Below are 23,050 nucleotides of genomic sequence, written 5' to 3' on the forward strand. Positions count from 1 at the left end.
ACAAATAAACCGGCTGACCTGTATTGTGATGCCAGGGCCAACGGGGCCCTGAACCACGCTTTTCGTGATCCTCGGGGGAGGGGAACATGATCGACGTGCAATCCATCACCGCAGCCCCCGGCTGCGCGCTGTCCAGCTCACCGTTCAGACCCGAAAGCGCTCGGATACCGTCTCCAGCGGCGAACTTCAGCAGCACAGTCCCCAGGGAGCTGGTCCACCGCGCCGCTGTGGCCGAGGTCCTGCTGACCCGCTGGCGCCGACTTGACGACACACACTTCAGTGCGTCGGCCCAGTGGCCACGAGGCCACAGTTTCTTCACCTCTCCTGACGGTTTTCACCATGACCCCCTCCTCATTGCAGAAACCATCCGACAGGTCGGTACCTTACTTGCTCACGCAGAGTTCAACGTACCGATGGACAGCAATTTCTTGCTCGAAACTTTGCACTTCGACTCCGACCTGCGCGGACTCGAGGTCAAGGGGACGCCTGCCGACCTGGAACTACTGGTCACCGCGTCCGATCTGCGCTACAGCGGCCGCATGCTGAGCGGTCTCCGCTACCACGCGCAGTTCCTGCGCGACGGCGCCCGGGTGGCCACCGCCAACCTCAAGGCCACCTTCATGAGACCGGCGATCTACCGCCGGATACGCGGCGAACACCTGACCGCCCGGCCGGGCACGGTGCTTCCCGCACCGGTGGAGCCCGCTCTCGTCGGCCGGCGGATCGGCTTCGACGTCGTACTCTCACCGACCGGGCTGTCCAACCGCTGGGAGCTGCGCGCCGACAGCCGGCACCCGGTGCTCTTCGACCACCCGGGTGACCACATCCCCGGCATGGTGCTGATGGAGGCCGCCCGTCAGGCGGCCCGGGTGATGGCGCCGGAGGCGGACATGATCACCTCGCTCGACACGTCCTTCACCAAGTACGTGGAGTTCGAGACGCCCTGCTGGATCGTGGCCGACGAGGTGGAGAGCCGCGACCCCTCCGTCCGGCGCCTGGTGGTCCGCGGTGAGCAGTTCGGAGAGACCGCCTTCACCATGTCCGTCGCGGTGGCCGCGCGGGTGCCGCTCGCCGTGTGACGGTGCGGCCACTCGGTGCGTCGGACGAACCCCCGACGCACCCCGGCCCTCCCCAGCGCCCGCCCGGTTCCGGCGGGCGACCGGCTGCGGCGGGCGACCGGTTCCGGCGGGCGACCGGCTGCGGCGGAGAGTCAGCGCACCGGCGGATCGGTACGGCCGGGACAGGCCCGGTACGGCGCACGGCCATGGACCGCGCGCCGATCCGGTACCGGAGTCAGAGCCGGCTGCCGCCGCTGGCGTCGATCCGCTGACCGGTGATCCAGCGGGAGTCGTCTGAGGCCAGGAAGGCGACGATGTCCGCCACATCGGCGGCCTCACCGAGCCGGTTGAACATCGAGTACGCCTCCAGGGCCGCGGTGGCCTCGGGACTCGTCCGGCGGTGGGCGTTCATCTCGGTGGCCACGAACCCCGGGGTCACCGCGTTGACGGTGATCCCCCGCGGGCCCAGCTCCTTGGCCAGCGCCAGGGTCAGCGCCTCGATCCCGCCCTTGGTCATCGCGTACCCCACACCCTCGGGGAAGGCGATCCGGGTGACGATCGAGGAGACGTTGACGATCCGCCCGCCGTCCGGCATCCGGGACAGGCCCTGCTGGATGAGGAACAGCGGGGCCTTGGCGTTCACCGCGACCAGCCGGTCGAAGATCTCCGGGGTCACCTTGTGGATGTCGGCGGGCACGCTGATGCCCGCGTTGTTGACCAGGATGTCCAGCCCGGGGCGCTCCCCGCGCTCCGCCAGCGCCTGGTCGAAGCGGCCGTAGAGCGTCTCGACGTCCCCCGGGACGCCCAGTTCGGCGGCGATCGGGAAGGCCCGGCCACCTTCCTTCCCGATCAGCGCGACGGTCTCCTCGGCTGCCGCCTGGTTACCGCCGTAGTGGACGGCCACCAGTGCGCCGTCCCTCGCCAGCCGCAGGGCGATCCCCCGGCCGATCCCCCGGCTCGCCCCGGTCACCAGAGCGGTCTTCCCATCGAGTGCGCCCACGGTGTGCTCCCCTTCCGCGTGGGTGGTCATACCGCCGATCACATCACGGGAAGGGGCTCCGCGGGGCCTGGTTCACTACTGTTCCAGGGGAGTTGGGGCCGTTCGTCCGACCGGGCCCCGGGCTCAGGACAGGGCCGGCTCGGTCTGCCCGGTCCGCGCGCTCCAGAGCAGGCCGGCCTCGGCCGCCGCGTCCAGTATGCGCACCAGCGACTCGTCGATGGCGTCGAGCGAGTCCACGATGTGCCGCACCCCGGCCTCCCGCATCAACTGCCGCTGGTGGCCGTGCTCGAAGTCCGAGGGGTGGCCGATGAACGGGACGCCCAGCGGCCTGGCGTGCTCGGCCACCCGGGCCACGTCGTCGATGAAGAGCACCTCGTCGTGGCCGAGGCCGAACACCTCGGTCACGATCTCCGTGACCCCGGGGCGGAAGTCATTGGTGCAGACGTACCCGGGCTCGTCGAACAGCCCGGCGTGCGCGCCGAGATGGCGGTCGAAGTGGGAGCGGTCCAGGCCGCCGTAGCAGACCGTGCGCAGCCCGAGCCCGCGCAGCCGCTCGACCAGCTGGACGGCACCGTCCAGCACCCGGTTCGGATCCCGCTCCAGGTACTCGTCCCGCTCCTGGAAATAGGCCTCCAGTACCCGCTCCGGTGACCAGTCCAGCCCGGCGGCCTCGGCGATCACCACGGCGGCATCGGCCTGCCGCTGGGAGAAGATCCGGCGCTCGGTCTCGGCCGAGTACTCGCCGCCCCGGCTGGTGATGAAGCGGTGGATCACCGGGCTGAAGGTGTCGTTCAGCATCACGCCGTCGATGTTCACGGCGGCGGCCTTGAGCCGGCTCAGCGGTCCCGTCATGGTGCAGTCCCCCCTCAGGTCTGCGCCCATGGTAGAGGGGAAGCTGCGGCGGAGATCAACTGTTGGGACACAAGTTACGTGGGGATCGCCTCCGCCCGTCCCCGCGGACCGGCACGGTGAACTCCGCTGCGCTGTACGGAATCTGGCCACTGATCGACCGGCGTGCTGCGGGAACGCGAAGGGCGGGTGCCGGCACCCGCCCTGAGCTGGGACTACGCCCACGCGCGGAGGGTGTGGGACTTGAACCCATGGCGACGGGTCGCGCCACGACAGTTTTGGAGAGCATCTCCGTGGGCGGCACTCGCGCCTGCGTCGTCCGGCAGCCGGCGCCGAGCGAGTGGCCGGTTCAGGAGGTGGCGGCGGTCGGCGCGGGCTTGCAGAACTCCGCCTCCAGCTCGGCGGTGAAGACGCCGATCGGGGTCTTCCAACTGCCGTTGGCCCAGTCGCCGTTCACCTCGGTCGAGAGGATGTGGCGGCCGTCGCGGGTGCCGAAGGTGTAGGACCAGGAACCGTCGATCGCACCGCCCATGCCCCACACCGTGCCGCAGGAGAGATCCATCGAGGCGACGCCCAGGCCGTAGTGGGACTTGTCGATCCAGCCGCCCTGCGGGTCCAGCATGGTGAACATCTCGCCCTGCTGGGCGGGCGGCAGCAGCCGGCCTTCGAGCAGCGCGCGGAAGAAGGTGCCGAGGTCGCCGTTGGTGGAGATCATGTCGCCGGAGCCGAAGCCCAAGGAGGGGTTCTGCTCGGTCACGTCGTAGCTGGGAGTGGTGTCGCCCGGCACCATCAGCTTGGAGTAGAGGCGGCCGTGCGGGCCGTGGATGCGCGTGTCGTCACCGGTCGGTTCGTAGGTGCTCTTCAGGTGCAGCGGCTTGGTGATCCGCTGGGCGATCTCCTGCGCCAGGCCGTGGCCGGTGGCCTGCTCCACGATCATCCCGGCGAGCAGGTAGTTGGTGTCGGAGTACTCCCAGCCGGCCCCCGGGGCGAACGTCGGCTTGTAGGCGATGGCGATCTCCACCAGCTGACGCGGGGTGAAGCTGTCGAACCGGTGCCGCAGGAACGGCTGGCCGACGAACTCGTCCTCTGCGAGCTGCGTCATGGCGAAGTTGTGGATGCCGCTGGTGTGGTCCAGCAGCTGACGGATCGTGATCCTGGAGCCGTCGTAGCCGTTGCCGTCCACCAGACCGGGCAGCCAGTGCTCGACGCTGTCGTCCAGGCTGAGCCGGTGCTCGGCCTCCAGTTGGAGGATGACGGTGGCGACGAAGGTCTTGGTGGTGCTGCCGATCCGGAACCGGTCCTGCGGCGCGAGCTCGCGTCCGGTGTTCAGGTCGGCGGCGCCGGCCTGCCCGAACCACGTCGAGTCGCCGTTTCGGACCTCGGCCATGGCCCCCGGCAGGCCGGCCTCGGAGACCGCGCGGTCGAGCACCGACTGGACGCCCGCGTGCTCGCCGTGGCGTGTGCGGTCCTCGGCGACGGCCGCCGGAGCACTCGCCAGCAGGGCGCCGGTGAGCACGGTGGTGAGGGCGGCGCGGACGGTGATCTTCATGGTGGTCCCCCTGGTCGCGGTCTGGTTTCGCGTTGCGTGAAGAGACTAGGCCGGAATTCACATAGTCATCAACGGGTGAGATGCCCAAGTGGCATGAAATGCCAGGTGAATTGGGGTCAATCCTTGCAATGAGCCTGCCGGTGAATGCAATAGATGCTCTCGCTTGTTGCAATGGGCTCGCGGTGAACGCATACTCGGCCGCGGAGAGAGGAGCGTTCATGCCGGGTGCCAGGCTGACCCAGGAAGACCGCCGCAAGATCGCCGCCGGACTCACCGAGGGGCTCGGCTACGGGGAGATCGCCCGCCAGCTCGCGCGCCCGACGTCGACGGTCACCCGCGAGATCGCCCGCAACGGCGGCCCGTCCGGCTACCGGGCGGACAGTGCGCAGCACGCCACCGCACGGCGTTCCCGGCGGCGCAAGGCGGGACCGCCTCGGACGTCCGACGGCGGCGCGGGCACGGCGGACGGGCGCGATCCGGCCGCGGTGGAGGAGTTCGCGACGCAGCTCGCCGAGCTGCTGGTGCACCTCGGCCTGCCACGCATGGTGGCCCGGGTGCTCGCCTGTCTCTACGTCACTGACAGCGGCAGCCTGACCGCGGCCGACCTGGTGCGGCGGCTCGGGGTGAGCCCCGCGTCGGTCTCCAAGGCGATCGGCTACCTGGAGGGCCAGGAGCTGGTGCGGCGCGAGCGGGACGAGGACGGTCGCCGCGAGCGGTACGTCATCGACGACGACGTCTGGTACCGGTCACTGCTGGCGAGCGCCCAACGCAACGCGATACTCGCGGAGTTCACGCGCAATGGGGCCGGCCTGCTCGGCGCGGCCACCCCGGCCGGGGCCAGGCTGCGCGCGGCGGCGGCCTTCCTGGAGGACACCGGAGCGGACATCGTCCGCGCCGTGCAGCGACGGCGGGACGAAGAGGCGGCGCACTCCGGGGCGGCGCCCCGGACGATGCCGCGGTGACCAGCGGCGCCCGGCACAAGGGTGGGACACCGTGGCACAGCGAAGGGCGGGCACCGGCGATCAGCCGGTACCCGCCCTGAGCTGGGGTGATCCCCACGTGCGGAGGGTGTGGGATTTGAACCCACGGTGACGGGTCACGCCACGACAGTTTTCAAGACTGTTCCCTTAGGCCGCTCGGGCAACCCTCCTGGCGGAGGTCAGCCTAACGGGTCCGGAGGGGTTCGGTGCACATGCTTTTCCGGAGTGGGCGCTTTCCAGGGGTGGAAGGGTCAAGGGTGGAAGGGTCAGGGAGTGTCGCCCTTGCGCTCGCCGAGGGTGACGGTGGTCTTGTTGGTCTTGCCGTCCCTGGTGTACTCGACGCTGACCTTGTCGCCGGGCTTGTAGGTCCAGATCTCGCTGACCAGGGTCGGGGAGCTGTCGATCGGGTGGCCGCCCAGCTTGGTGATGACGTCGCCCGCCTTGAGGCCGGCCTGGTCGGCGGGGCCGCCGGGGGTGACGGCCGGGGTGCCCTGGACGGGACCGGTCTGGATCTGGGCGCCGTCGCCCTTGTAGTCGTCGTTGCGCAGGACGCCGAGGATCGCGTAGACCGGGGTGCCGGTCTTGATCAGGTCCTGGGCGACCCGGCTGGCCTGGTTGATCGGGATGGCGAAGCCGAGGCCGATGCTGCCCGCCCGGCCGTTGGAGCCGCCGGTGTTGGACTGGATCGCCGAGTTGATGCCGATCACCGCGCCGGAGCTGTTGAGCAGCGGTCCGCCGGAGTTGCCCGGGTTGATCGAGGCGTCGGTCTGCAGCGCGTTCATGTAGGACGACTGTGCGCCGGTGTCGTCGCCGGAGGCCACCGGGCGGTCCTTGGCGCTGACGATGCCGGTGGTGACGGTGCCCTCCAGGCCGTACGGCGCGCCGATGGCGATGGTGGCGTCACCGACCGCGACCTTGTCCGAGTCGCCGAGCGGGAGCGGGACCAGCTTCTCCTTCGGCGGGTTGTCGAGCCGGATCACGGCCACGTCGTAGCCCTGGGCACGGCCGACCACCGAGGCGCTGTACGCGGAGCCGTCGGAGAACTTGACCGTCAGCTTGCCGCCGTTGGCCGCCGGGGCGACCACATGGTTGTTGGTGAGGATGTGGCCCTCGGTGTCGTAGACGAAACCGGTGCCGGTGCCGGACTCCTGCGAGCCCTGGGCCTTGATGGTGACCACGCTGGGCAGCGCCTTGGCGGCGATCCCCGCGATGGAGTCGGGGGCCCGGTCGACGGTCTTGTCGCCGGCCTGGACGGTGGTGCTGGTGTGGCTGGCGCCGGAGTAGGCGGAGTTGCTGGAGGCGCTGTTGACGGTGGCGCCGATCGCGCCGCCCACCAGGCCCGCCACCAGGGCGACCGCCGCGACCAGGCCGACCAGGCCGCCGCGCTTGCGGGCCCGCGGCGGCGTCGGGCCGCCGAAGTCGCCCGGGTAGCCGGGAGCACCGGGCTCACCCGGACCGGCCGGGGGCGTGCCCCAGCCGCCGAGCGGCTGCCCGGCGCCGAACGGGTGGTGCGGCTGCCCCTCGGCGGCGAACGCGGCGGCCTGCGGCGGGGCGCTCTGCCCGGCCTGGGCCGAGGGCGCCGCGTACGGGTTCTCGGCAGCGGCCGGCCCTGCGGCCTGGGCGGCCGGCGGCGGCGCGTCCAGGTAGCTCGGCGCAGCGGGGGCGGCCGGCGGCGGGGCGTCCAGGTAGCTCGGAGCGGCCGGTGGCGGCGCGTCCAGATAGGCGGGGGCCGGAGCCTCGCCCGAAGCGGCAGCGGCCGGGGCGGGCTCAGCGGCCGCCGCCCCGCTCAGCTTGGTGAGGGCGACCGTCGGCGCGGACTCGACGACCGGTGCGGCATCAGCCGACGCGCGGTCATGAGCCGGACCCACCGCCCCCTGACCGTCGGAGGAGCGCTCCTCCTCCGGCCCGGTGGACCCACTCGCGTGCTCGGTGCTCACGGACGACCTCCATAACTGACAGGACCTTGGCCCATAGTTTTTCGCATCACGGATTCAGTTGCCGTAAGGAGCCTTCTGAAGAACTCGTGAGAATCCTTAAGTACTCCCGACATGCCCTCGACAGGTCCCCCCGTCCGGTCCCGCCGGCCGGTCCCGCCGACCGGGTGTACCGGCCGTCGGCGGATCCGTACGGCCGCCCCGCGGCCTTGGGGGTTCGGACGACCTGCGGTTACCCTGGCGGCTCCAAAACTGACACGCGGGAGCTTGGACCGTCCAGGCTGAGAGTGCGCTGATCGGACCGTACGCCATTCGCACCGGCGACGCGGTCGAGGGGGCGCAGACCGCTCGAACCTGTCCGGGTAATGCCGGCGTAGGGAGCACTGGCCATGTCGGCTGTCTCTGTACCGCCCTCTGACGCGTCCACGACCGTCTCCGAGCGCCCCGAGGCGCCGCTGACACTGGACACCGCACCGCCTCGCACGCTCGGCTTCCGCGACCAGTTCGCGCTCTGGGCCAACCTCGGCGTCAGCCTGATGGGCTTCAGCGGCGCGGCCACCGTGCTCGGCACCGCCGGTTCCGAGCTCTCCTTCGCGGCGTCCGTGACGGCGGTCGTGGCGGGCACGGTGATCGGTACCGCGATGCTCGGCGTGGCCGCGCTGATCGGCGCGCGGACGGGCGCCCCGGCGATGGCCTCGCTGCGCGGGCTGTTCGGCACGAAGCTCTCGTACCTGCCGACGGTGCTGAACATCGCCCAGTGCATCGGCTGGGGCGTCTACGAGCTCATGGTGATCGCGATGGGCGCGCAGGCGGTGGCCGGAACGGACGGCTGGCGCTGGCTGTTCGTGCTGCTGGCGGGTGTGGTCACCACCACGCTGACCATCTGGCCGCTGGGTTCGATCGCGGTACTGCGCAGGTACATCGCGGCGGCGGTGGGTGTGGCGATGGTGTACTTCACCGTCCAGCTGGCCCGCCAGGGCTTCCCCGACCCGGGCTCGGGCAACTGGAACGGCTTCCTGCGCGCGACCGACGCGATCATCGCCGTCTCGATCTCCTTCGTCCCGATGGCCGCCGACTACACCCGGCACTCGCGCACCTCCTCGGGTGCGTACTGGGGCACCTTCTCCGGCTACACGCTGGCCCAGGTGTGGTGCTACGTGGTGGGTCTGATCGCACTGCTGCAGTCCGACGGCGACCCCTCGAAGATCTTCTCCTCGTTCACCGGGGTCACGGCCGGCTGGCTCTTCCTGCTGGTGCTGGTGCTGCGCGAGACCGACCAGTCCTTCGCCAACGTGTACTCGACCGCGATGTCCGTCCACAACCTGTTCCCCCGGGTGGACCGCCGCCTGCTGACCGGCGGGATCGGCGTGCTGGTCACCGTGCTGGCGCTGCGGATCCGGGAGTTCACGGACTCGTACTTCAACTTCCTCGGGCTGATCGGCTCGGTGTTCCTGCCGCTGCTGGCGGTGCTCGCGGTGGACTACTTCTTCGGCGTCGGCCGCCGCGGCTGGAACCTCGACCGGGACGCCCCGGCCCGCTGGCTGATGCTGGCGCCGTGGCTGCTCGGCTTCGCGGTCTACCAGTTCCTGGCCCCGACGCCGATCGCCGGCTGGTGGACCGACCTGTGGACCGGCCTGCAGTCCGCGGTGCACTTCACGCCGCAGGAGTGGAGCTCGGCCTCGCTGTTCGCCTTCCTGGTGCCGGCGCTGGCCACCTGGCTGCTGACCCTGGCCGGCCGGGACCGGGCGGCCGGCTGACCGGTCCCGGCCGCCCCCGAGGCGCTCTTTCCGGACGCGAATCCGCCCCCGGCTCCGGCCCGGGGCGGATTCCCTTTTCCGCCCTTTCTCCTCCGCCGCCGGCTTTTCTTCACCGTGAGTTCCCCGTGCCGATGGTTCCGGCTCACCTCGGGCCTCGTAGGGTTGGTGCCGTGGAAACCCGGAACCTCTCAGCGACGGCACCAGGAACCATCGACCGCACGGCCGTCCGGGTCATCGCGCACCGGGGTTCCTCCGCCGCCCTCCCCGAGCACACCCTCGCCGCCTACCGCCGGGCGATCGAGGAAGGCGCCGACGGCCTGGAGTGCGACGTACGGCTGACCGCCGACGGACAGCTGGTCTGCGTCCACGACCGCACGGTCGGGCGCACCTCCGACGGGCAGGGCACGGTGTCCGCGATGACGCTGGCCGAGCTCTCCCGGCTGGACTTCGGCTCCTGGAAGTCCCCCGAGGCACCCGAGCCCAGCCCCGTCCTCACCCTGGCCGGGCTGCTGGAACTGGTCGCCGACGCCGGCCGGCGGATCGAGCTGGCGATCGAGACCAAGCACCCCACCCGGCACGGCGGCAGGACCGAGACCGAACTGCTGCGCATGCTGGGCCACTACGGGCTGCTGCCCGCGATGTCCGCCGAATCCTCGGTCCGGGTGATGAGCTTCTCCGAGCTCTCGCTGCGCCGGATCCGCCGCTCCGCACCGGCCATTCCCACCGTCTACCTGGCGGAGCGCCGACTGCCGCTGCTCGGCCGGACCGGGAGGCTGCCCGGCGGCGCCCGGATCGCGGGCCCCGGCATCGAGCTGATCCGCGCCGATCCCGGTCTGGTACCGGCCCTTCGGCGGGCCGGACAGCGGGTGCACGTGTGGACCGTGGACGATCCGGCGGACGTCGAGTACTGCCTGGAGCTCGGCGTGGAGGCGCTCATCACCAACCGTCCGCGCGAGGTACTGGCCCAACTGGGCCGCTGACGGCCCCCCGGCGGGCTCCATGGCGGCCACCCGCCGCGGGCGACGGCCCGGCTGCGATGGCCGGGCGCGAGCGGGCCGGACGGTGGCGGGCGAATTGGTGTACGCGGGCGTGAAGCGGGGCGCAAAGGACAGCGCAAACAGGGCTCGACGCAAGCGCGTTGGCGAATTCCATACGCTTTCACAACAGTGTGTGAGCAGGTAATCACCATTTGCGTACCGTGAGTTGCGGCACTTGGAAATGTCCGGCCGGGATCGTGGAGTGGTCGTTTCCGATGGATTCCAAGGGGGCATCCATCCCTCGGCGAACGCTGAAGGAGGTCCGGGGGTGGCGTTGATGGTCGCGCACGCTGTGCTTGTCAAGTCCGGTCCCACTTCATCGACCATGGCCGTACCGCACGGGCCCGCCAGTGTCGCGGTCGCCCGGCGGCGGCTGCGGCGTGATCTCAAAGACCGCGAGATACCGGACGCGGTGATTGACGATGCTGTGCTGATCCTTTCCGAACTGCTCAGCAATTCCTGTCGATACGCGCGTCCGCTGCCACTTCTCGCGGTGCTCGGCGATGCCTCGGAGAGCCAGGAGAGTTCGGGGGCTTCGGAGGTTTCGGGGACTTCCGTGAACTCGGCGACTTCGGCCCTCGCCGATCTGCTCGATCCCGATCTGGGCGACGGCGGCGGCATTCTGGTGCGCTGGCAGCTGTACGAGGACGGCCTGCTCGGCCTCGAGGTGACGGACGGCGGTGCGGCCACCCGGCCGCTGCCGGCCCGGCCCTCGATGACCTCGCGCGGCGGCCGCGGCCTGAGCATCGTCGGGCAGTTGGCGAGCGACTGGGGAGTCCGCGACGCCCCCGGCCAGGTGACGGTCTGGGCCCTGCTCCCCACCCGGGTACGGCACACGGCGAGCGCCAGGAGCGCGTGAGCGCCCGGGGCCGGGGCCGCGTGGCACCGCCCGGGGCACGCCCCCGGGAGCTCACCGCCGCTCCCGAAAGGGCTGCCACCGCGTCCTGAAGAGAGCACTCGGCCGCTTTCCTGGAGCTAGGCTGCGCGGGAGCAAGTCGTCGCCAGTTTCCGGGAGAGCCGCACCATGGCCAAGAAGGCCGCGAAGAAGTCGCCGCAGCGCCGTCCGTCCACCGCCGTGAGCACGGGGGAGATCCCCGTCGTCGGCGCCCGGGAGGACTGCCCGTGCGGGTCGGGCCGCCGTTACAAGGCCTGCCACGGCCGGGAGGCCGCGCACGCGGTGCAGGAGCTGGTCCACCGCCCGTTCGAGGGCCTGCCGGGCGAGGCGGACTGGGTCGCGCTGCGCGAGCTGGTCCCGGCCGCGACCGCCCCGCTGACGCTGACCGCCGAGGCCAGGGCGCTCGCGGTCGGCGAGGTGCCCTCGGTGACCCTGGCGACCGTGCTGCCGCTGGCCTGGCCCGCGCTGCGCCGCCAGGACGGCTCGATCCTGATCGGTCTGCAGACCCAGTCCGCCTCCGGCGACCTGAGCCGCGACCTGGCCGACGCCCTGGAGCTGGCCCTGGCGACCGAGCCCGGCACCCCGGTGCCCGCCCGCCGGACCACCCCCGGCGGCCGCCGCCTGCAGGAACTGCTGGACGTGAACGCCGAGTTCACCCCGACCGTGTTCACCGGCTTCGAGTTCTGGCTGGAGGACGCCGCGAACGCCACCGGCGAGGTCGCCGCCTCGCTGGAGCGCGCCAACGCCTCGGCGATCCCGACCGAGAAGCTGGCCTCGGTGGACTCCGCGTACTGGTGCGCCGCCGCCGACAAGAACCACCTGCGCTGGGTGATGACCGTCCCCGAGGAGCGGCTGCTGGACGCGCTCGCCCGGCTGAGCGCGGCCGACCGCGCCTCGCTCGGCCAGGACACCCGCCTGGTCGGCTCGTTCCGCGCGCACGGCCTCACCGTGCCGGTCTGGGACCTGCCGTCGACGATGACCGCCGACGACTGCGAGAAGCCCGCCGCCGAGTTCGCCGAGCGCCTCGCGGACACCCTCGCCGCGCTGGCCTCGGCCGATGCCGCCCCGCTGACCGCCGACGAGCGCCGGGCCCGGGCCAACCTGGTGAACCGCCAGGTGACGCTCAACTGACGCTCCGCCGGCCCGCCGGAAGGATTCAGTGACTCGCGTCACATTTCCTTCGCGTTTCGGGAAATTGCCAGGTGGAACCCCTCGTGGACATCCCGTGGACAAATTGGCGCGGACGCGGATCTTTGTTACCATTTAAACAGTCCGGCCGCTGGTGCATCCCCCGTCGCCAGCGGCCGGATCTTCCATTTTCCCGACTTCCGACCGGCTCCGCCGGGGAGCGGGAAGTACGGCGCAAGAAGGCAAGCCGCGAGAACGATCCGTAGGCGGAATTGCACGACACCCTTGACGGCCGCACTCAGAAGGCCAGTCGGCTGCCGCCCGGAGCGGCCCTGCTCGCCGCGATCAACCCGCCCAGCAGCAGCTCGACTTGGGGAAGCACCGGCATGTCCCCGCCCGGCGGCCTGATCCAGCGCGCCGAACCGGCGTCGCTGCGCGAGGGCGGCAGCAGCAGATAGCCGTCCGGCCCGTGGAAGCGCAGCGACCCGGGCACCCAGGGCAGGTCCGCGAGCACTCCGCCGAGCCCCTCCAGCGTGTACGGGGCCACCAGCAGGACGTACCGCCGCCGGCTCGCCAGCACCGGACCGATCGGCAGTCCGAGCAGGTCGAAGTAGTCCAGCGCCCGCCGTCCGGCCTCCGCCGGGAGGCTCACCGCGCACACCTCCCGCCCGGTGGCGAGCAGCACCGGCGCGTCCGGGCTGCGCTCGCGCCACCACCAACTCACCATCCGCGCATCGGCGCTGGCCGCCAGCAGCGGCGGGTCGTGCGGGTGCGCCCCCGGCACCGGGCAGCCCGGGTCGTCGCAGGAGCACGGCCCGAGCAGTCCGGGCACGGCGTACGCGCCGGGCAGCACCGGCCAGCCGCGCCCGGCCGCCGCGAGCGCGGTGCGCAGCAGCGCGTTCCGCCGGCGCCGCCGACTCCCGGGCCAGCGCAGCCAGTTGCGACCCGGCCACCGGGGGCGCGACCGGCGCGTGCCCTGGGCGGTCCGGTCCTGGGGGCGCCAGCCCCGCCACGTCAGCCGGGGGCTCGTACCTTGCATGAGCACTCGCTCCTTTCCGTGACCGTCCGGCTCCGGCGCGACCGGCCCCGGCGCAGACACAGCTGTCGGGCTCCCGGCCGGTGCGATCGGACCACTCGGACCACATCGGCCGATTCGAACTGCACTGGCCGCCCTGACCGTTCGGGACATTCGAACTGACGAACCGTCATCTTGTCTGTCACGGCGTGGCTTCACGCCCGGGACTCGAACGTACAGACGCGCCCCGGGTCAGCCCCTGGCATCGAGAATCCCGCATCCGACTGGACGGACGTCGATGAGCGCGCGACGGTTCCACCGTACGGGTGAGTCGGTTGCCACCGTGCCGGATCGCGGGAGGCCGCGGCCTACGATCCGGGCCGCCGCCCGGCCCTCGCACCGGGCGCCACTCCGGTACCGGCGGGCACGGCGCCGGCATCCGGGCGCGCACCGATTCTGGACATGCCCCGATCGGCCTGTGTACAAGTGGTGGATTGGTGCCGAGTAGTGACGTAGCAGTCCATTTGCGCGGTGCGATCCTTTTGTGTGCCGCTGTCCTTCTGTGCGCTCCTGGGAGTCCTGCGTGACACACACCAGTCTGTGGGGAGTTGGGGCGGAATGACCGATGCCAAGCCGCTCGACCTGCCGCTGCCGGGGCCCGCCGGCCCGGCCGGTCCGGAAGCCGTACCGGAGCCGGGGCCGGGCCTGCTCGCCCTCGGGGCCGAATGCGGCCGCGGGGACCGGGCCCTGGCGGAGCACGCCGCCGCGGGACCGGCGTTCACCGCTCTCACCGGCGGCGATCCGATGGCCGCCGTCCCCAACGCGCCTGAGCTGCAGGACCGTTTGACCGGATGGCTGTCCGATTTCACCGCGCTCTACGAGCACACCGCCCGGCTCGCCGCCGCCCGCGGGCTCACCGCCACCCTGACCGCCGTGCTCGACTCCGGCGCTGACCTGCTCGGCGCCCACCGAGGGCTGATCACCACCACCGTCCCGGGCTCCGGCCGCCCGGTGGGCCTGGGCCTGGACGGGGCCAGCCTCGGCGCGCTGGAGACCGTCCCCGCCGAACACGGCCCGTTCGCCGGACTGCTCAGCCACCCCGGCAGCCCGGGCCGGCTGCTGGTCACCGACCTCGCCGCCGACCCCTCCGTCGGCCCGCGCTTCCGCGAGGTCGCCGGACAGCTCGGCCTCGGCGCCTGCTACGCGCTGCCGCTCGCCACCGAGCAGGACGGACCGCTCGGCGCCGCCGTCTGGTTCTACGACGAACCCGCCGAACCCGACGAGCGGCGGCAGCAGCTGGCCCAGCTGTACTGCGAGTTCGCCGCACCGCTGGTGGCCAAGCAGCTGGAGGCGGACCGCGCCCGCCGGGCCACCGAGGCGCTGCGCCGCGGTCTGCTGCCCGACCGGCTGCCCACCGTCCCCGGGCTGCGGCTCGCCGCCCGCTGCGTCACCGCCGAACTCGACCGCGCCGCCGACGCCACCACCGGCAGACTGGCCGGCAGCTCCGCGGGCAGCGACTGGTACGACGCCATCGCGCTGCCCGACGGCACCCTCGGCATCACCGTCGGCAGCGTCTCGGGCGACGGCCCGGGGGCCGGGCCCTCCTCCGCCCCCGGAGCGGCGGCGGCGATGAGCAGGGTGCGGTCCGCGCTGCGGGCCTACGCGGTACTGGAGGGCGAGGACCCGGTCTCGGTGCTCGGCGACCTGGAGCTGCTGCTCAAGACCACCGAACCCGCGCGCACCGCCACCGCCGTCTACGCCTGGGTCCAGCCCGAGGATCGGCGGATCACCCTGGCCGGGGCCGGGAACTGCCCGCCGGTCCTGGTCACCCGGTACGGCGCCAACTTCGTCGAGACCTCGCTCTCCGCACCGCTCGGCATGCTCGCCTGCTGGGAGGCGCCCGGGGTGGAGCTCGACGCCGAGCGCGGGGACCTGCTGCTGCTCTACACCGAGGGGCTGGCCCGGCGCTTCGGGCCCACGCTGCACGCCGGGCAGGCCGCGCTGCGGCGGGCCGCGGCCGACGCCCCGCGCGACGTCCGCCTCTCCCCGGAGCGCTTCTGCGCCCACCTGCTCGACATCTGTCCGCCGCCCGAGGGCGCCCTCGCCGTGGACGACGTGGTCCTGCTGGCGGCGCGCTTCGAGTGAGCCCGTCCCGGCGGCTCTCCGGGCGGGTGCCCGGCCGGCCCGCCGGGGTCGGTGTCCCGGTGCGTACGGGAGGTCCCGACGGCCCGCGCAGCTGTTCACCTGGGCCTACGTACCATGGGACGCACGCCCACGCGTGTCGCGATCCGACGCGTCCGGGGCGGTACCACTCGCGAGGAGGCGACGTACGTGACCGAGGACCGCACCCCGGCGGCAGCGGAGAACCCCGAGGGCGCTGCCGACGGCGGCCAGGAAGCCACCGAGCAGCCCGTCCAGGGCCGGAAGAACGGCCTCTACGGTGAGATCTCCGACGAGCTCGCCGCGTCGATGAAGTCCGGCTGGGCCGACACCGAGCTGCGCGACCTGCAGCCGGTCGAGCAGGCCCCGTACGCCGCCGAGCGGCGTGCCAGGCTCTCCGCCGCCTACCCCGGCGAGCGCCTGGTGATCCCGGCGGGCAACCTGAAGACCCGCTCCAACGACACCGACTACGGCTTCCGTCCCGCCAGCGAGTACGTGCACCTCACCGGTGACCAGACCGAGGACGCGGTCCTGGTCGCCGAGCCGGCCGGCGAGAGCGGCCACGACTTCCACCTCTACCTGCTGCCCCGCTCCAACCGCGAGAACGGCGAGTTCTGGCTGGACGGCAACGGCGAGCTGTGGGTCGGCCGCCGTCACAGCCTCACCGAGGCCGAGGCGCTGCTCGGGCTGCCCGCGCGGGACGTCCGCGAGGCTGCCGGGGAGCTGGCGGCCGCCGCCACCGACGGTGTCCCGACCCGGATCGTGCGCGGCTACGACGCCGGCCTGGAGGCCGCGCTGGCCGAGGTGCTGGACGCCGGCAAGGACGACGAGCTGAAGGTCTTCCTGAGCGGTCTGCGCCTGGTCAAGGACGAGTGGGAGATCGGCCAGCTGCGCGACGCCTGCACCGCCACCGTCAAGGGCTTCACCGACGCGGTGCGGGAGCTGGGCCAGGCCGTGGCCACCTCCGAGCGCTGGATCGAGGGCACCTTCTGGCGCCGTGCCCGGGTCGAGGGCAACGACGTGGGCTACGGCTCGATCTGCGCTGCCGGCCCGCACGCCACCACCCTGCACTGGGTCCGCAACGACGGCGAGGTCCGCCCCGGCGAACTCCTGCTGCTGGACGCCGGCGTGGAGACCCGCACCCTCTACACCGCCGACGTCACCCGCACCCTCCCGATCAACGGCCGCTTCAACGAGCTGCAGCGCAGGATCTACGACGCCGTGTACGCCGCCCAGGAGGCGGGCATCGCGGCCGTCCGGCCGGGCGCCCGGTTCCGCGACTTCCACGAGGCCTCGCAGCGCGTCCTGGCCGAGCACCTGCTCGCCTGGGGCCTGCTCGACTCCTCCGCCTACGACGTCGAGAAGGTCATCGAGCTCGGTCTGCAGCGCCGCTGGACCCTGCACGGCACCGGGCACATGCTCGGCCTGGACGTGCACGACTGCGCGGTCTCCCGCCGTGAGGAGCACGTGGACGCGCTGCTCCAGCCCGGCATGGTGCTGACCGTCGAGCCCGGCCTGTACTTCCAGGAGGACGACCTGACCGTCCCCGAGGAGTACCGCGGCATCGGCGTCCGGATCGAGGACGACATCCTGGTCACCGCCGACGGCAACGAGAACCTCTCGGCCGGCCTGCCCCGCCGCTCCGACGAGGTCGAGGCCTGGATGGCGGGCTTCTCCGCCTGAGCCGCCCGGGGGCGTGGGGCGAGCCGCACTCGGTTCTCCCCACGCCCCCGTCCGCGCACCCGGGGCCCGGGCGTGAACCACTACGCTCGCCGGAACTCCGCCGCCGGCGAGGAAGGGGTCGGACATGTCCGCGCAGCAGGCCACGGGCGGTCCGGTCGCGGTGGCGATCGGGCGCCGGCCGGAGCCCGTCCACACCGTCGCGGTGTACGCCTTCGACGGCATGACACCGTTCGAACTCGGCGTGGTGGTCGAGGTGTTCGGCCTCGACCGGCCCGAGCTCGCCGGGCTGCTGACGGCCCCCTGGTACGCGCTCAGGGTCTGCTCCGACCGGCCGGGGACACCGCTCGAGGCGGTCGGCGGCTTCTCGATCACCGCCCGGTACGGGCTGGACGAGCTGGCCGCCGCCGACACCGTGATCGTGGTCGGGGTACCCGACGTGTTCGGCGGCGAGGTCCCGCCCGGTCTGGTCGCCGCCCTCCGCAGGGCCCACCGACGCGGTGCCCGGACCGTCTCCATCTGCGGCGGTGCCTTCGCCCTGGCCGCCGCCGGACTGCTCGACCACCGCACGGCCACCACCCACTGGCGGTACGCCCGGCTGCTGCAGCAGCGCCACCCGCTGGTCGAGGTCGACCCGGACGTGCTCTACGTGGACGACGGCGACGTGCTCACCAGCGCGGACAGTGCCGCCGGGATCGACCTCTGCCTGCACCTGGTCCGCCGGGACCACGGTGCCAAGGTCGCCAACGCCGTCGCCCGCCGCTTCGTCGTACCGCCCCACCGGGACGGCGGACAGGCCCAGTTCATCGAGGCGGCGGTCGGACCGGTCGAGGAGGAGGGCGACGGGATCGCCCGTTCCATGCGGTGGGCGCTGGACCATCTGTCCGGGCCGCTGACCGTGCCGCTGCTCGCCCGGCAGGCCCGGATGTCGGACCGCTCCTACCTGCGGCACTTCACCGCGCGCAACGGGACCAGCCCGATGCGCTGGGTCGTCGCCCAGCGCATCGCCGCCAGCCTGCCGCTGCTCGAATCCCCCGGCGGCACGGTCGAGGAGATCGCCGCCGCCGTCGGCTTCGAGAGCGCCGCCACCTTCCGCCACCACTTCGGCCGCACCATGCGCACCTCACCCACGGCGTACCGCCGCGCCTTCGGCCGCGGCGTCGCGTAGTCCCCACCCGGCGGGCCGGTGAGGCCCAGATCACTGCGCACATCCGGCCGTTTTCCGTTATCCCGGCCCGGCTGGCGGATCTCCCAGGCGTTGGTACCCGACCCTGACGCTAGGTAGGCCATGAGCAGCGACTTCGAGACCGTGGTGACGGCGCCCTCCCAGGAGGGGCACAGGCGTGCCGGAGGCCCGGCCCGCAGGCGCGACCGCCGTCGGGCGGCCTCGGGCGCCACCGGACGGACTCGCAGGATCGCCACCATGGCCGGGGCGGCCGCGCTCGTCGTCGCCGCCGCGGGTGCCGGCTACGGCGTCCTCTCCTTCTCCGGCGGCAGCGCTCCGCGGTCGCAGGCCGCCGCCGCACTCCCGAGCTCCGCTGCCCCCGCACCGGTCCTCGGCACGCCCTCGGCCGCTCCCTCGGACGCCCCCTCGGGCACGGCCACCGGGGCGACGCCCACCGCCGCCGCCTCGGCGAGCCCGAGCCTCAGCGCCACCGCGGCTCCCAGCCCCGCCGGCTCCTCGGCCGCCGCCCAGGACTCCGCGAAGCGGTCCGGCTCCGCGGCCGCGAAGGGCGGCGCCGCCTCCGTGGACGAACGGGCCGCCACCACGGGCGGATCAGCTCAGGACCAGCAGGGTGACCGCAGCACGTCGGTCAAGTCCGCCACGCCCAGCGGTCCGCCCGCGAAAGCGCCCACCGTGAGCGGGAACTGGCCCGCCTCGCAGTCCGTGGCCGACGCCGAGGCCATCTCACTGCAGCTGATCAACAAGGAGCGCGCGATGGCCGGGGTCCCGGCGCTGAAGCCCGCTTCCGATCTCGCCGCCTTCGCCACCCAGTGGGCGAAGCACATGCGCGAGACCGGCTTCGCCCACTCCGCCAACGCCTCCGGCGCGGGCCCCAGCCGCACCGCGCACCGCACCCTCACCGGGGAGTGCATCGTGATGTGGGGCGACCCCTCGATGACCGCCGAGCAGGCCGCGGTGAAGTTCCAGGACATGTGGCGCAACCACCTCCCCCACTACCTGGCCCAGATCAACCCCGCGTACACCGAGATAGGCGTCGGCATCTACCACGACGAGAGCGGCTGGTGGGGCGTCCACGAGTTCGGCAACGGCTGAGCCCTGGGCAGGTGTTGACCACGGCGGCGGGTCCGCCGCCGTGGTCAACACCGGTCTGGCGCCCCTCGCCGCCGCCTCACCCGCGGGCGGCGGAGGCTACGCCTGGTGGGCGTCGGCGTTGGCGATCATGGCGTCGTGGAGCCACTGGGCCAGGCCGGTGGCGAGCTTCTCGTAGGTGGCGGTGAACCGGGGGTCGCAGACGTATATCCCAGCGATGCCCCGGTGGATCTCGTAGGTGCAGTCGTAGAAGTTGTCGCAGATGTGCCGGCGGTGGGCCTCGGCGAGCTCCATGGCCTCCGCGCTGTCGGCGGCGGCGCCGGACCGGAACCCCTCCACCAGACGGGAGTTGAGCGACTCCATGTCCGCCTGGATGCGCTGCCAGTCGGCCTTGCCGTACTGGCCGGTGCGCTGCTGGGACTGCTTCCAGGCGTCGGTGTGGCCCCAGCGCTCCTCGGCCTCGGTCTCCCAGCTCTCCTGGTATTCGGCGCCGAAGACCTCGAACTTCTCCTCGGGCGTCAGCTGTATGCCCATCCTTCTTGCCTCCATGGCCTGTTCGACGGCTGCGGCCATTTCCTGGAGCTGCCCGATCCGCGTGGTGATCAGCTGGTGCTGACGGCGCAGGTGCTCGGTCGGGCTGACCGAGTCGTCGTCCAGGATGTCCGCGATCTCTTCGAGGGAGAAGCCGAGTTCGCGGTAGAAGAGGATCTGCTGCAGCCGGTCGAGGTCCGCGTCCTCGTACCGGCGGTAGCCGGCCGGGGTGCGGCCGCCGGGCGACAGCAGTCCGATCTTGTCGTAGTGGTGCAGGGTCCTCACGGTCACCTTGGCGATCGCCGCCACCTGTCCCACCGAGTACGTGCTCATCGGGTCCGCTCCCTCCTCGCTGGCTCCAGCCTGCCGCCTCACGTTGCGTGAGGGTCAACCCGGAAGGCCGAGGCGCCCGGGCCGGCGCCCCGGGCCTCGGGCACTATCCGGCGAAGAAGGACTTCGCGGCGAGCACGGCCTCGGCGTCGTCGACGATGTCGCCGGGGCGGTTGGCCTGACCGAGCAGGACACCGCCCCAGCCCGCGCCGAAGTACCCGGCGCAGTGCTCCAGGGTCCCGATCAGCGGGTCGGCGCCGGAGCGCACGGCGGCGTGCGAGGTGACGCCCCAGAACGTGAGGCCGGCCATCCGCCGCTTGAAGTCCAGGCCGGGTACGGCCAGCCAGCCGGACCAGTGGTCCAGGTAGAGCTTGGTGCTGGCGGACACCGAGTACCAGTAGAGCGGTGAGACGATCACCAGGTCGGTGGCGTCGAGGGTGGCGTCCAGCAGGTCCCCGAGGTCGCCGGTGGGCCGGGGGTAGGTGCCGTCGCCGTCGTGGCGGAGGTCCTCGAAGGCCGGCAGGTCCAGGTCGTCGAGGCGGATCCAGCGCTGCCGCACCTCGGCGGGGAGCTGCTCGGCGGCGAGCCTGGCGAGCAGTTCGGCGTTGCCGTCGCGACGGCTGCTGCCGAGTACGAAGAGGAATCTGCGGGTCGTCGGGTCGGTGCTCCCGGCCGGGGTGCGGTCCGGAGTGCTGAGATCGCTCATCGGGTGATCGTATCGATCATGCTCCGGCCCACTCCCCGGGTTTTCACCCCGGCCCGCCGCCCCGCTCCTCCCCGGCCCCGCCCGCCCCGTTCTTCCCCGGCCCCGCCCGCCCCGTTCTTCCCCGGCCCCGCCCGCCCCGTTCTTCCCCGGCCCGCCCGCTCGGACCGTCACCCCGACACGACGCTCACTCGGCCAGCTCGGCCACCGCGATGACGTGGTCGATCCTGACCCGGACCAGCAGTTCACCCGGTACCCCGTTGCGGGCCGCGAGCTCCTCCCGCCGGTCCTCCCCCATGTAGCGCGCGCCGATCCGTCCGGCCCACTCGCGTACCTCGGACAGGTCCTCGCCGAGCGTCGCCGTCCCCCGGAGCGCGACGAAGGAGAACGGCGGCCGCTCGTCGTCCACACAGAGCATCACCCGGCCGTCACGGGCCAGGTTGCGGCCCTTGACGGTGTCCCGGCCGGTGTTGAACACGAGGTCGTCGCCGTCCAGCAGGAACCAGATCGGCGCCACGTGCGGGCTGCCGTCGGCCCTGGTGGTGGCCAGCTTGGCGGTACGGGTACCGGCGGACACGAAGGCCCGCCACTGGGATTCGGTCATCTGAGGCATGCGGCCCATGCTGGCCCAGGCCGCCCCGCCGGGCGGGGCAACCCGCCCGGCGCCTCCGCCCGGTCGACCGATCGGTCGACACCCGGGCCGCCCGCCGACGCCCGTCAGATCACCTCGGACAGCTCACGCAGCAGCTTCGCCTTCGCCCGTGCGCCGATCATGCTCTTCACCGGCTGCCCGCCCCGGAAGACCATCAGCGTGGGCATCGACATCACCCCGTACGCCGCCTGGGTCTCCGGGTTGGCGTCCACGTCCAGCTGGACGACCTTCAGCCGGTCCGCCTCCTCCCGGGCGACCTCCGCCAGCACCGGCGCGATCATCCGGCAGGGCGGGCACCAGTCGGCGGTGAAGTCCACCAGCACCGGCAGCTCGGACTCCAGCACCTCGGCGGCGAAGCTCTGGTCGGTGACCGCGTCGACTCCCGTTGCCTGCACCATGGTTCAGTTCCCCTCTGGTTCGATCGGACGCTCACTGAGCTCACACTGCGGCTTCGGACCGCCCGGCTGCGCGGCCTGCGCCTCCAGCTCCGCCCTGGCGAGCTGGGCGCCCACCTGGTCGCGGACCTCCTGGAGCCGGGCGATGCACTGGTCCAGCTCGGCCAGCTTGCTGCGGTAGACCTCCAGCGAGGCCGGACAGGAGTCCCCGGCCGGGTGGCCCGCTCGCAGGCACTCCACGAACGGCCTGGTGTCCTCCAGCTCGAAGCCGAAGTCCTGCAGCAGCCTGATCTGGCGCAGCAGCCGCAGGTCCTCCTCCCCGTACGCCCGGTAGCCGTTGCCACTTCGCCGCGCCGGCAGCAGACCGCGCGACTCGTAGTAGCGCAGGGTGCGCGTCGTGGTGCCCGCCTTCTGCGCCAGTTGTCCGATCCGCATGGGGACGACGGTAGACCTTGCCCCTGACGTCAATGCCAGCCCCCGCACCACCCGGGAGCACGCCGACGGATCCGCACCGCCCGAAGCGGCCCGATGGCGCCGGTCGGAGCGCGACCCGAGCCCGGACAGCCCTACCGCTGCGGCGGGCGGACGAGGTGCCATGCCATGATCACGGCATGACTTCCAACGTTTTCTTCGACATCACCGTCAACGACCAGCCCGCCGGCCGGATCGTCTTCAAGCTGTACGACGACGTCGTGCCCAAGACCGCCAAGAACTTCCGCGAGCTGGCCACCGGCGAGCACGGCTTCGGCTACAAGGGCTCCTCGTTCCACCGCGTCATCCCCCAGTTCATGCTGCAGGGCGGCGACTTCACCGCCGGCAACGGCACCGGCGGCAAGAGCATCTACGGCGAGAAGTTCGCGGACGAGAACTTCCAGAAGAAGCACGACCGCCCCGGCCTGCTCTCCATGGCGAACGCCGGCCGCAACACCAACGGCTCCCAGTTCTTCATCACCACCGTCGTCACCTCCTGGCTGGACGGCAAGCACGTCGTCTTCGGCGAGGTCGTCGAGGGCATGGACGTGGTGACCGCCATCGAGAAGCTGGGCTCGCAGAGCGGCGCGACCAAGGCGAAGGTCACCATCGCCGACTCGGGCATCGTGGCCTGACCACCGCCCGCGCCGG

General features: G+C 72.2%; 21 protein-coding genes and 1 tRNA gene. 11 read left to right on the plus strand and 11 right to left on the minus strand.

The window, feature by feature from the left end:
- Window positions 1-86 precede the first annotated feature (86 nt).
- The gene (locus tag ACSMTC_RS18315) at window positions 87-1,079 is read left to right on the plus strand and encodes a ScbA/BarX family gamma-butyrolactone biosynthesis protein (RefSeq protein ID WP_436560771.1); all 993 of its coding nucleotides are present in this window, start codon (window positions 87-89) and stop codon (window positions 1,077-1,079) included.
- 214 nt (window positions 1,080-1,293) lie between these two features.
- Here the strand turns inward: ACSMTC_RS18315 and ACSMTC_RS18320 are convergent, their stop codons facing one another.
- The 3 genes from ACSMTC_RS18320 to ACSMTC_RS18330 form a co-directional block, all read right to left on the minus strand.
- Window positions 1,294-2,058, minus strand: a complete 765-nt coding sequence (locus ACSMTC_RS18320) for an SDR family oxidoreductase (protein WP_436564729.1) — start codon at window positions 2,056-2,058, stop codon at window positions 1,294-1,296.
- A 123-nt stretch (window positions 2,059-2,181) separates the two neighbouring features.
- A complete protein-coding gene (locus tag ACSMTC_RS18325; RefSeq protein ID WP_436560772.1) occupies window positions 2,182-2,910 on the minus strand; it encodes an HAD family hydrolase in 729 nt (242 codons plus the stop codon).
- Window positions 2,911-3,256: 346 nt separating this feature from the next.
- Window positions 3,257-4,456 carry a serine hydrolase domain-containing protein gene (locus tag ACSMTC_RS18330; protein WP_436560773.1) on the minus strand — a complete coding sequence of 400 codons (1,200 nt, stop codon included), beginning with the start codon at window positions 4,454-4,456 and terminating at the stop codon, window positions 3,257-3,259.
- A gap of 218 nt (window positions 4,457-4,674) precedes the next feature.
- Between ACSMTC_RS18330 and ACSMTC_RS18335 the strand changes: the two genes are divergently transcribed.
- On the plus strand, window positions 4,675-5,418 hold the full coding sequence (locus ACSMTC_RS18335; RefSeq protein WP_436560774.1) for a GbsR/MarR family transcriptional regulator: 744 nt from the start codon (window positions 4,675-4,677) through the stop codon (window positions 5,416-5,418).
- 100 nt (window positions 5,419-5,518) lie between these two features.
- On the opposite strand, the gene ACSMTC_RS18340 is transcribed toward ACSMTC_RS18335, so the two are convergent.
- Both ACSMTC_RS18340 and ACSMTC_RS18345 read right to left on the minus strand, forming a co-directional pair.
- A tRNA-Ser gene (locus tag ACSMTC_RS18340) sits at window positions 5,519-5,606 on the minus strand.
- Window positions 5,607-5,702: 96 nt separating this feature from the next.
- On the minus strand, window positions 5,703-7,373 hold the full coding sequence (locus ACSMTC_RS18345; RefSeq protein ID WP_436560775.1) for a S1C family serine protease: 1,671 nt from the start codon (window positions 7,371-7,373) through the stop codon (window positions 5,703-5,705).
- A gap of 386 nt (window positions 7,374-7,759) precedes the next feature.
- Between ACSMTC_RS18345 and ACSMTC_RS18350 the strand changes: the two genes are divergently transcribed.
- The 4 genes from ACSMTC_RS18350 to ACSMTC_RS18365 all read left to right on the plus strand — a co-directional run bounded on the left by ACSMTC_RS18350 (window position 7,760) and on the right by ACSMTC_RS18365 (window position 12,190).
- A complete protein-coding gene (locus tag ACSMTC_RS18350) occupies window positions 7,760-9,127 on the plus strand; it encodes a purine-cytosine permease family protein (protein ID WP_436560776.1) in 1,368 nt (455 codons plus the stop codon).
- A gap of 170 nt (window positions 9,128-9,297) precedes the next feature.
- Window positions 9,298-10,107, plus strand: a complete 810-nt coding sequence (locus ACSMTC_RS18355; protein WP_436560777.1) for a glycerophosphodiester phosphodiesterase — start codon at window positions 9,298-9,300, stop codon at window positions 10,105-10,107.
- 613 nt (window positions 10,108-10,720) lie between these two features.
- Window positions 10,721-11,023 (plus strand): ATP-binding protein, encoded by a 303-nt coding sequence (locus tag ACSMTC_RS18360; RefSeq protein WP_436560778.1) that lies wholly within the window; start codon window positions 10,721-10,723, stop codon window positions 11,021-11,023.
- A 165-nt stretch (window positions 11,024-11,188) separates the two neighbouring features.
- Window positions 11,189-12,190, plus strand: a complete 1,002-nt coding sequence (locus ACSMTC_RS18365) for a DUF5926 family protein (RefSeq protein ID WP_436560779.1) — start codon at window positions 11,189-11,191, stop codon at window positions 12,188-12,190.
- A gap of 295 nt (window positions 12,191-12,485) precedes the next feature.
- Here the strand turns inward: ACSMTC_RS18365 and ACSMTC_RS18370 are convergent, their stop codons facing one another.
- Entirely contained in the window at window positions 12,486-13,226 is a 741-nt protein-coding gene (locus tag ACSMTC_RS18370) for a bifunctional DNA primase/polymerase (protein WP_436560780.1), read from the minus strand.
- 594 nt (window positions 13,227-13,820) lie between these two features.
- Here ACSMTC_RS18370 and ACSMTC_RS18375 point away from each other — a divergent pair.
- From ACSMTC_RS18375 to ACSMTC_RS18390, 4 genes are all read left to right on the plus strand, one after another.
- The gene (locus ACSMTC_RS18375) at window positions 13,821-15,347 is read left to right on the plus strand and encodes a PP2C family protein-serine/threonine phosphatase (protein ID WP_436560781.1); all 1,527 of its coding nucleotides are present in this window, start codon (window positions 13,821-13,823) and stop codon (window positions 15,345-15,347) included.
- Between the two features lie 186 nt (window positions 15,348-15,533).
- Entirely contained in the window at window positions 15,534-17,045 is a 1,512-nt protein-coding gene (locus ACSMTC_RS18380; RefSeq protein ID WP_436560782.1) for an aminopeptidase P family protein, read from the plus strand.
- Window positions 17,046-17,169: 124 nt separating this feature from the next.
- Window positions 17,170-18,210 carry a helix-turn-helix domain-containing protein gene (locus tag ACSMTC_RS18385; protein ID WP_436560783.1) on the plus strand — a complete coding sequence of 347 codons (1,041 nt, stop codon included), beginning with the start codon at window positions 17,170-17,172 and terminating at the stop codon, window positions 18,208-18,210.
- Between the two features lie 120 nt (window positions 18,211-18,330).
- Complete coding sequence (locus tag ACSMTC_RS18390; protein WP_436560784.1) at window positions 18,331-19,320, plus strand: CAP domain-containing protein; 990 nt, start codon at window positions 18,331-18,333, stop codon at window positions 19,318-19,320.
- A 96-nt stretch (window positions 19,321-19,416) separates the two neighbouring features.
- Here the strand turns inward: ACSMTC_RS18390 and ACSMTC_RS18395 are convergent, their stop codons facing one another.
- From ACSMTC_RS18395 to ACSMTC_RS18415, 5 genes are all read right to left on the minus strand, one after another.
- A complete protein-coding gene (locus ACSMTC_RS18395) occupies window positions 19,417-20,181 on the minus strand; it encodes a MerR family transcriptional regulator (RefSeq protein ID WP_436560785.1) in 765 nt (254 codons plus the stop codon).
- Window positions 20,182-20,284: 103 nt separating this feature from the next.
- On the minus strand, window positions 20,285-20,884 hold the full coding sequence (locus ACSMTC_RS18400; RefSeq protein WP_436560786.1) for a flavodoxin family protein: 600 nt from the start codon (window positions 20,882-20,884) through the stop codon (window positions 20,285-20,287).
- Window positions 20,885-21,068: 184 nt separating this feature from the next.
- Complete coding sequence (locus ACSMTC_RS18405; protein ID WP_436560787.1) at window positions 21,069-21,494, minus strand: PPOX class F420-dependent oxidoreductase; 426 nt, start codon at window positions 21,492-21,494, stop codon at window positions 21,069-21,071.
- 104 nt (window positions 21,495-21,598) lie between these two features.
- Complete coding sequence (gene trxA, locus ACSMTC_RS18410) at window positions 21,599-21,931, minus strand: thioredoxin (RefSeq protein WP_436560788.1); 333 nt, start codon at window positions 21,929-21,931, stop codon at window positions 21,599-21,601.
- A gap of 3 nt (window positions 21,932-21,934) precedes the next feature.
- Window positions 21,935-22,363 (minus strand): MerR family transcriptional regulator, encoded by a 429-nt coding sequence (locus ACSMTC_RS18415; RefSeq protein WP_436560789.1) that lies wholly within the window; start codon window positions 22,361-22,363, stop codon window positions 21,935-21,937.
- 176 nt (window positions 22,364-22,539) lie between these two features.
- Here ACSMTC_RS18415 and ACSMTC_RS18420 point away from each other — a divergent pair, with 176 nt between their 5' ends.
- Window positions 22,540-23,034 (plus strand): peptidylprolyl isomerase, encoded by a 495-nt coding sequence (locus tag ACSMTC_RS18420; protein ID WP_436560790.1) that lies wholly within the window; start codon window positions 22,540-22,542, stop codon window positions 23,032-23,034.
- The last annotated feature ends 16 nt before the right edge of the window (window positions 23,035-23,050 follow it).

The sequence above is a fragment of the Kitasatospora sp. HPM-01-4 genome (genome assembly GCF_051374625.1).
Classification (GTDB): domain Bacteria; phylum Actinomycetota; class Actinomycetes; order Streptomycetales; family Streptomycetaceae; genus Kitasatospora.

Coding starts and splice junctions, on each gene's coding strand:
- ACSMTC_RS18415 (WP_436560789.1), bottom strand. CDS start 22,363: ATGCGGATCGGACAACTGGCGCAGAAGGCGGGCACCACGACGCGCACC.
- ACSMTC_RS18385 (WP_436560783.1), top strand. CDS start 17,170: ATGTCCGCGCAGCAGGCCACGGGCGGTCCGGTCGCGGTGGCGATCGGG.
- ACSMTC_RS18350 (WP_436560776.1), top strand. CDS start 7,760: ATGTCGGCTGTCTCTGTACCGCCCTCTGACGCGTCCACGACCGTCTCC.
- ACSMTC_RS18375 (WP_436560781.1), top strand. CDS start 13,821: ATGACCGATGCCAAGCCGCTCGACCTGCCGCTGCCGGGGCCCGCCGGC.
- ACSMTC_RS18395 (WP_436560785.1), bottom strand. CDS start 20,181: ATGAGCACGTACTCGGTGGGACAGGTGGCGGCGATCGCCAAGGTGACC.
- ACSMTC_RS18315 (WP_436560771.1), top strand. CDS start 87: ATGATCGACGTGCAATCCATCACCGCAGCCCCCGGCTGCGCGCTGTCC.
- ACSMTC_RS18390 (WP_436560784.1), top strand. CDS start 18,331: ATGAGCAGCGACTTCGAGACCGTGGTGACGGCGCCCTCCCAGGAGGGG.
- ACSMTC_RS18365 (WP_436560779.1), top strand. CDS start 11,189: ATGGCCAAGAAGGCCGCGAAGAAGTCGCCGCAGCGCCGTCCGTCCACC.
- ACSMTC_RS18405 (WP_436560787.1), bottom strand. CDS start 21,494: ATGCCTCAGATGACCGAATCCCAGTGGCGGGCCTTCGTGTCCGCCGGT.
- ACSMTC_RS18335 (WP_436560774.1), top strand. CDS start 4,675: ATGCCGGGTGCCAGGCTGACCCAGGAAGACCGCCGCAAGATCGCCGCC.
- ACSMTC_RS18330 (WP_436560773.1), bottom strand. CDS start 4,456: ATGAAGATCACCGTCCGCGCCGCCCTCACCACCGTGCTCACCGGCGCC.
- ACSMTC_RS18370 (WP_436560780.1), bottom strand. CDS start 13,226: ATGCAAGGTACGAGCCCCCGGCTGACGTGGCGGGGCTGGCGCCCCCAG.
- ACSMTC_RS18325 (WP_436560772.1), bottom strand. CDS start 2,910: ATGACGGGACCGCTGAGCCGGCTCAAGGCCGCCGCCGTGAACATCGAC.
- trxA (WP_436560788.1), bottom strand. CDS start 21,931: ATGGTGCAGGCAACGGGAGTCGACGCGGTCACCGACCAGAGCTTCGCC.
- ACSMTC_RS18420 (WP_436560790.1), top strand. CDS start 22,540: ATGACTTCCAACGTTTTCTTCGACATCACCGTCAACGACCAGCCCGCC.
- ACSMTC_RS18400 (WP_436560786.1), bottom strand. CDS start 20,884: ATGAGCGATCTCAGCACTCCGGACCGCACCCCGGCCGGGAGCACCGAC.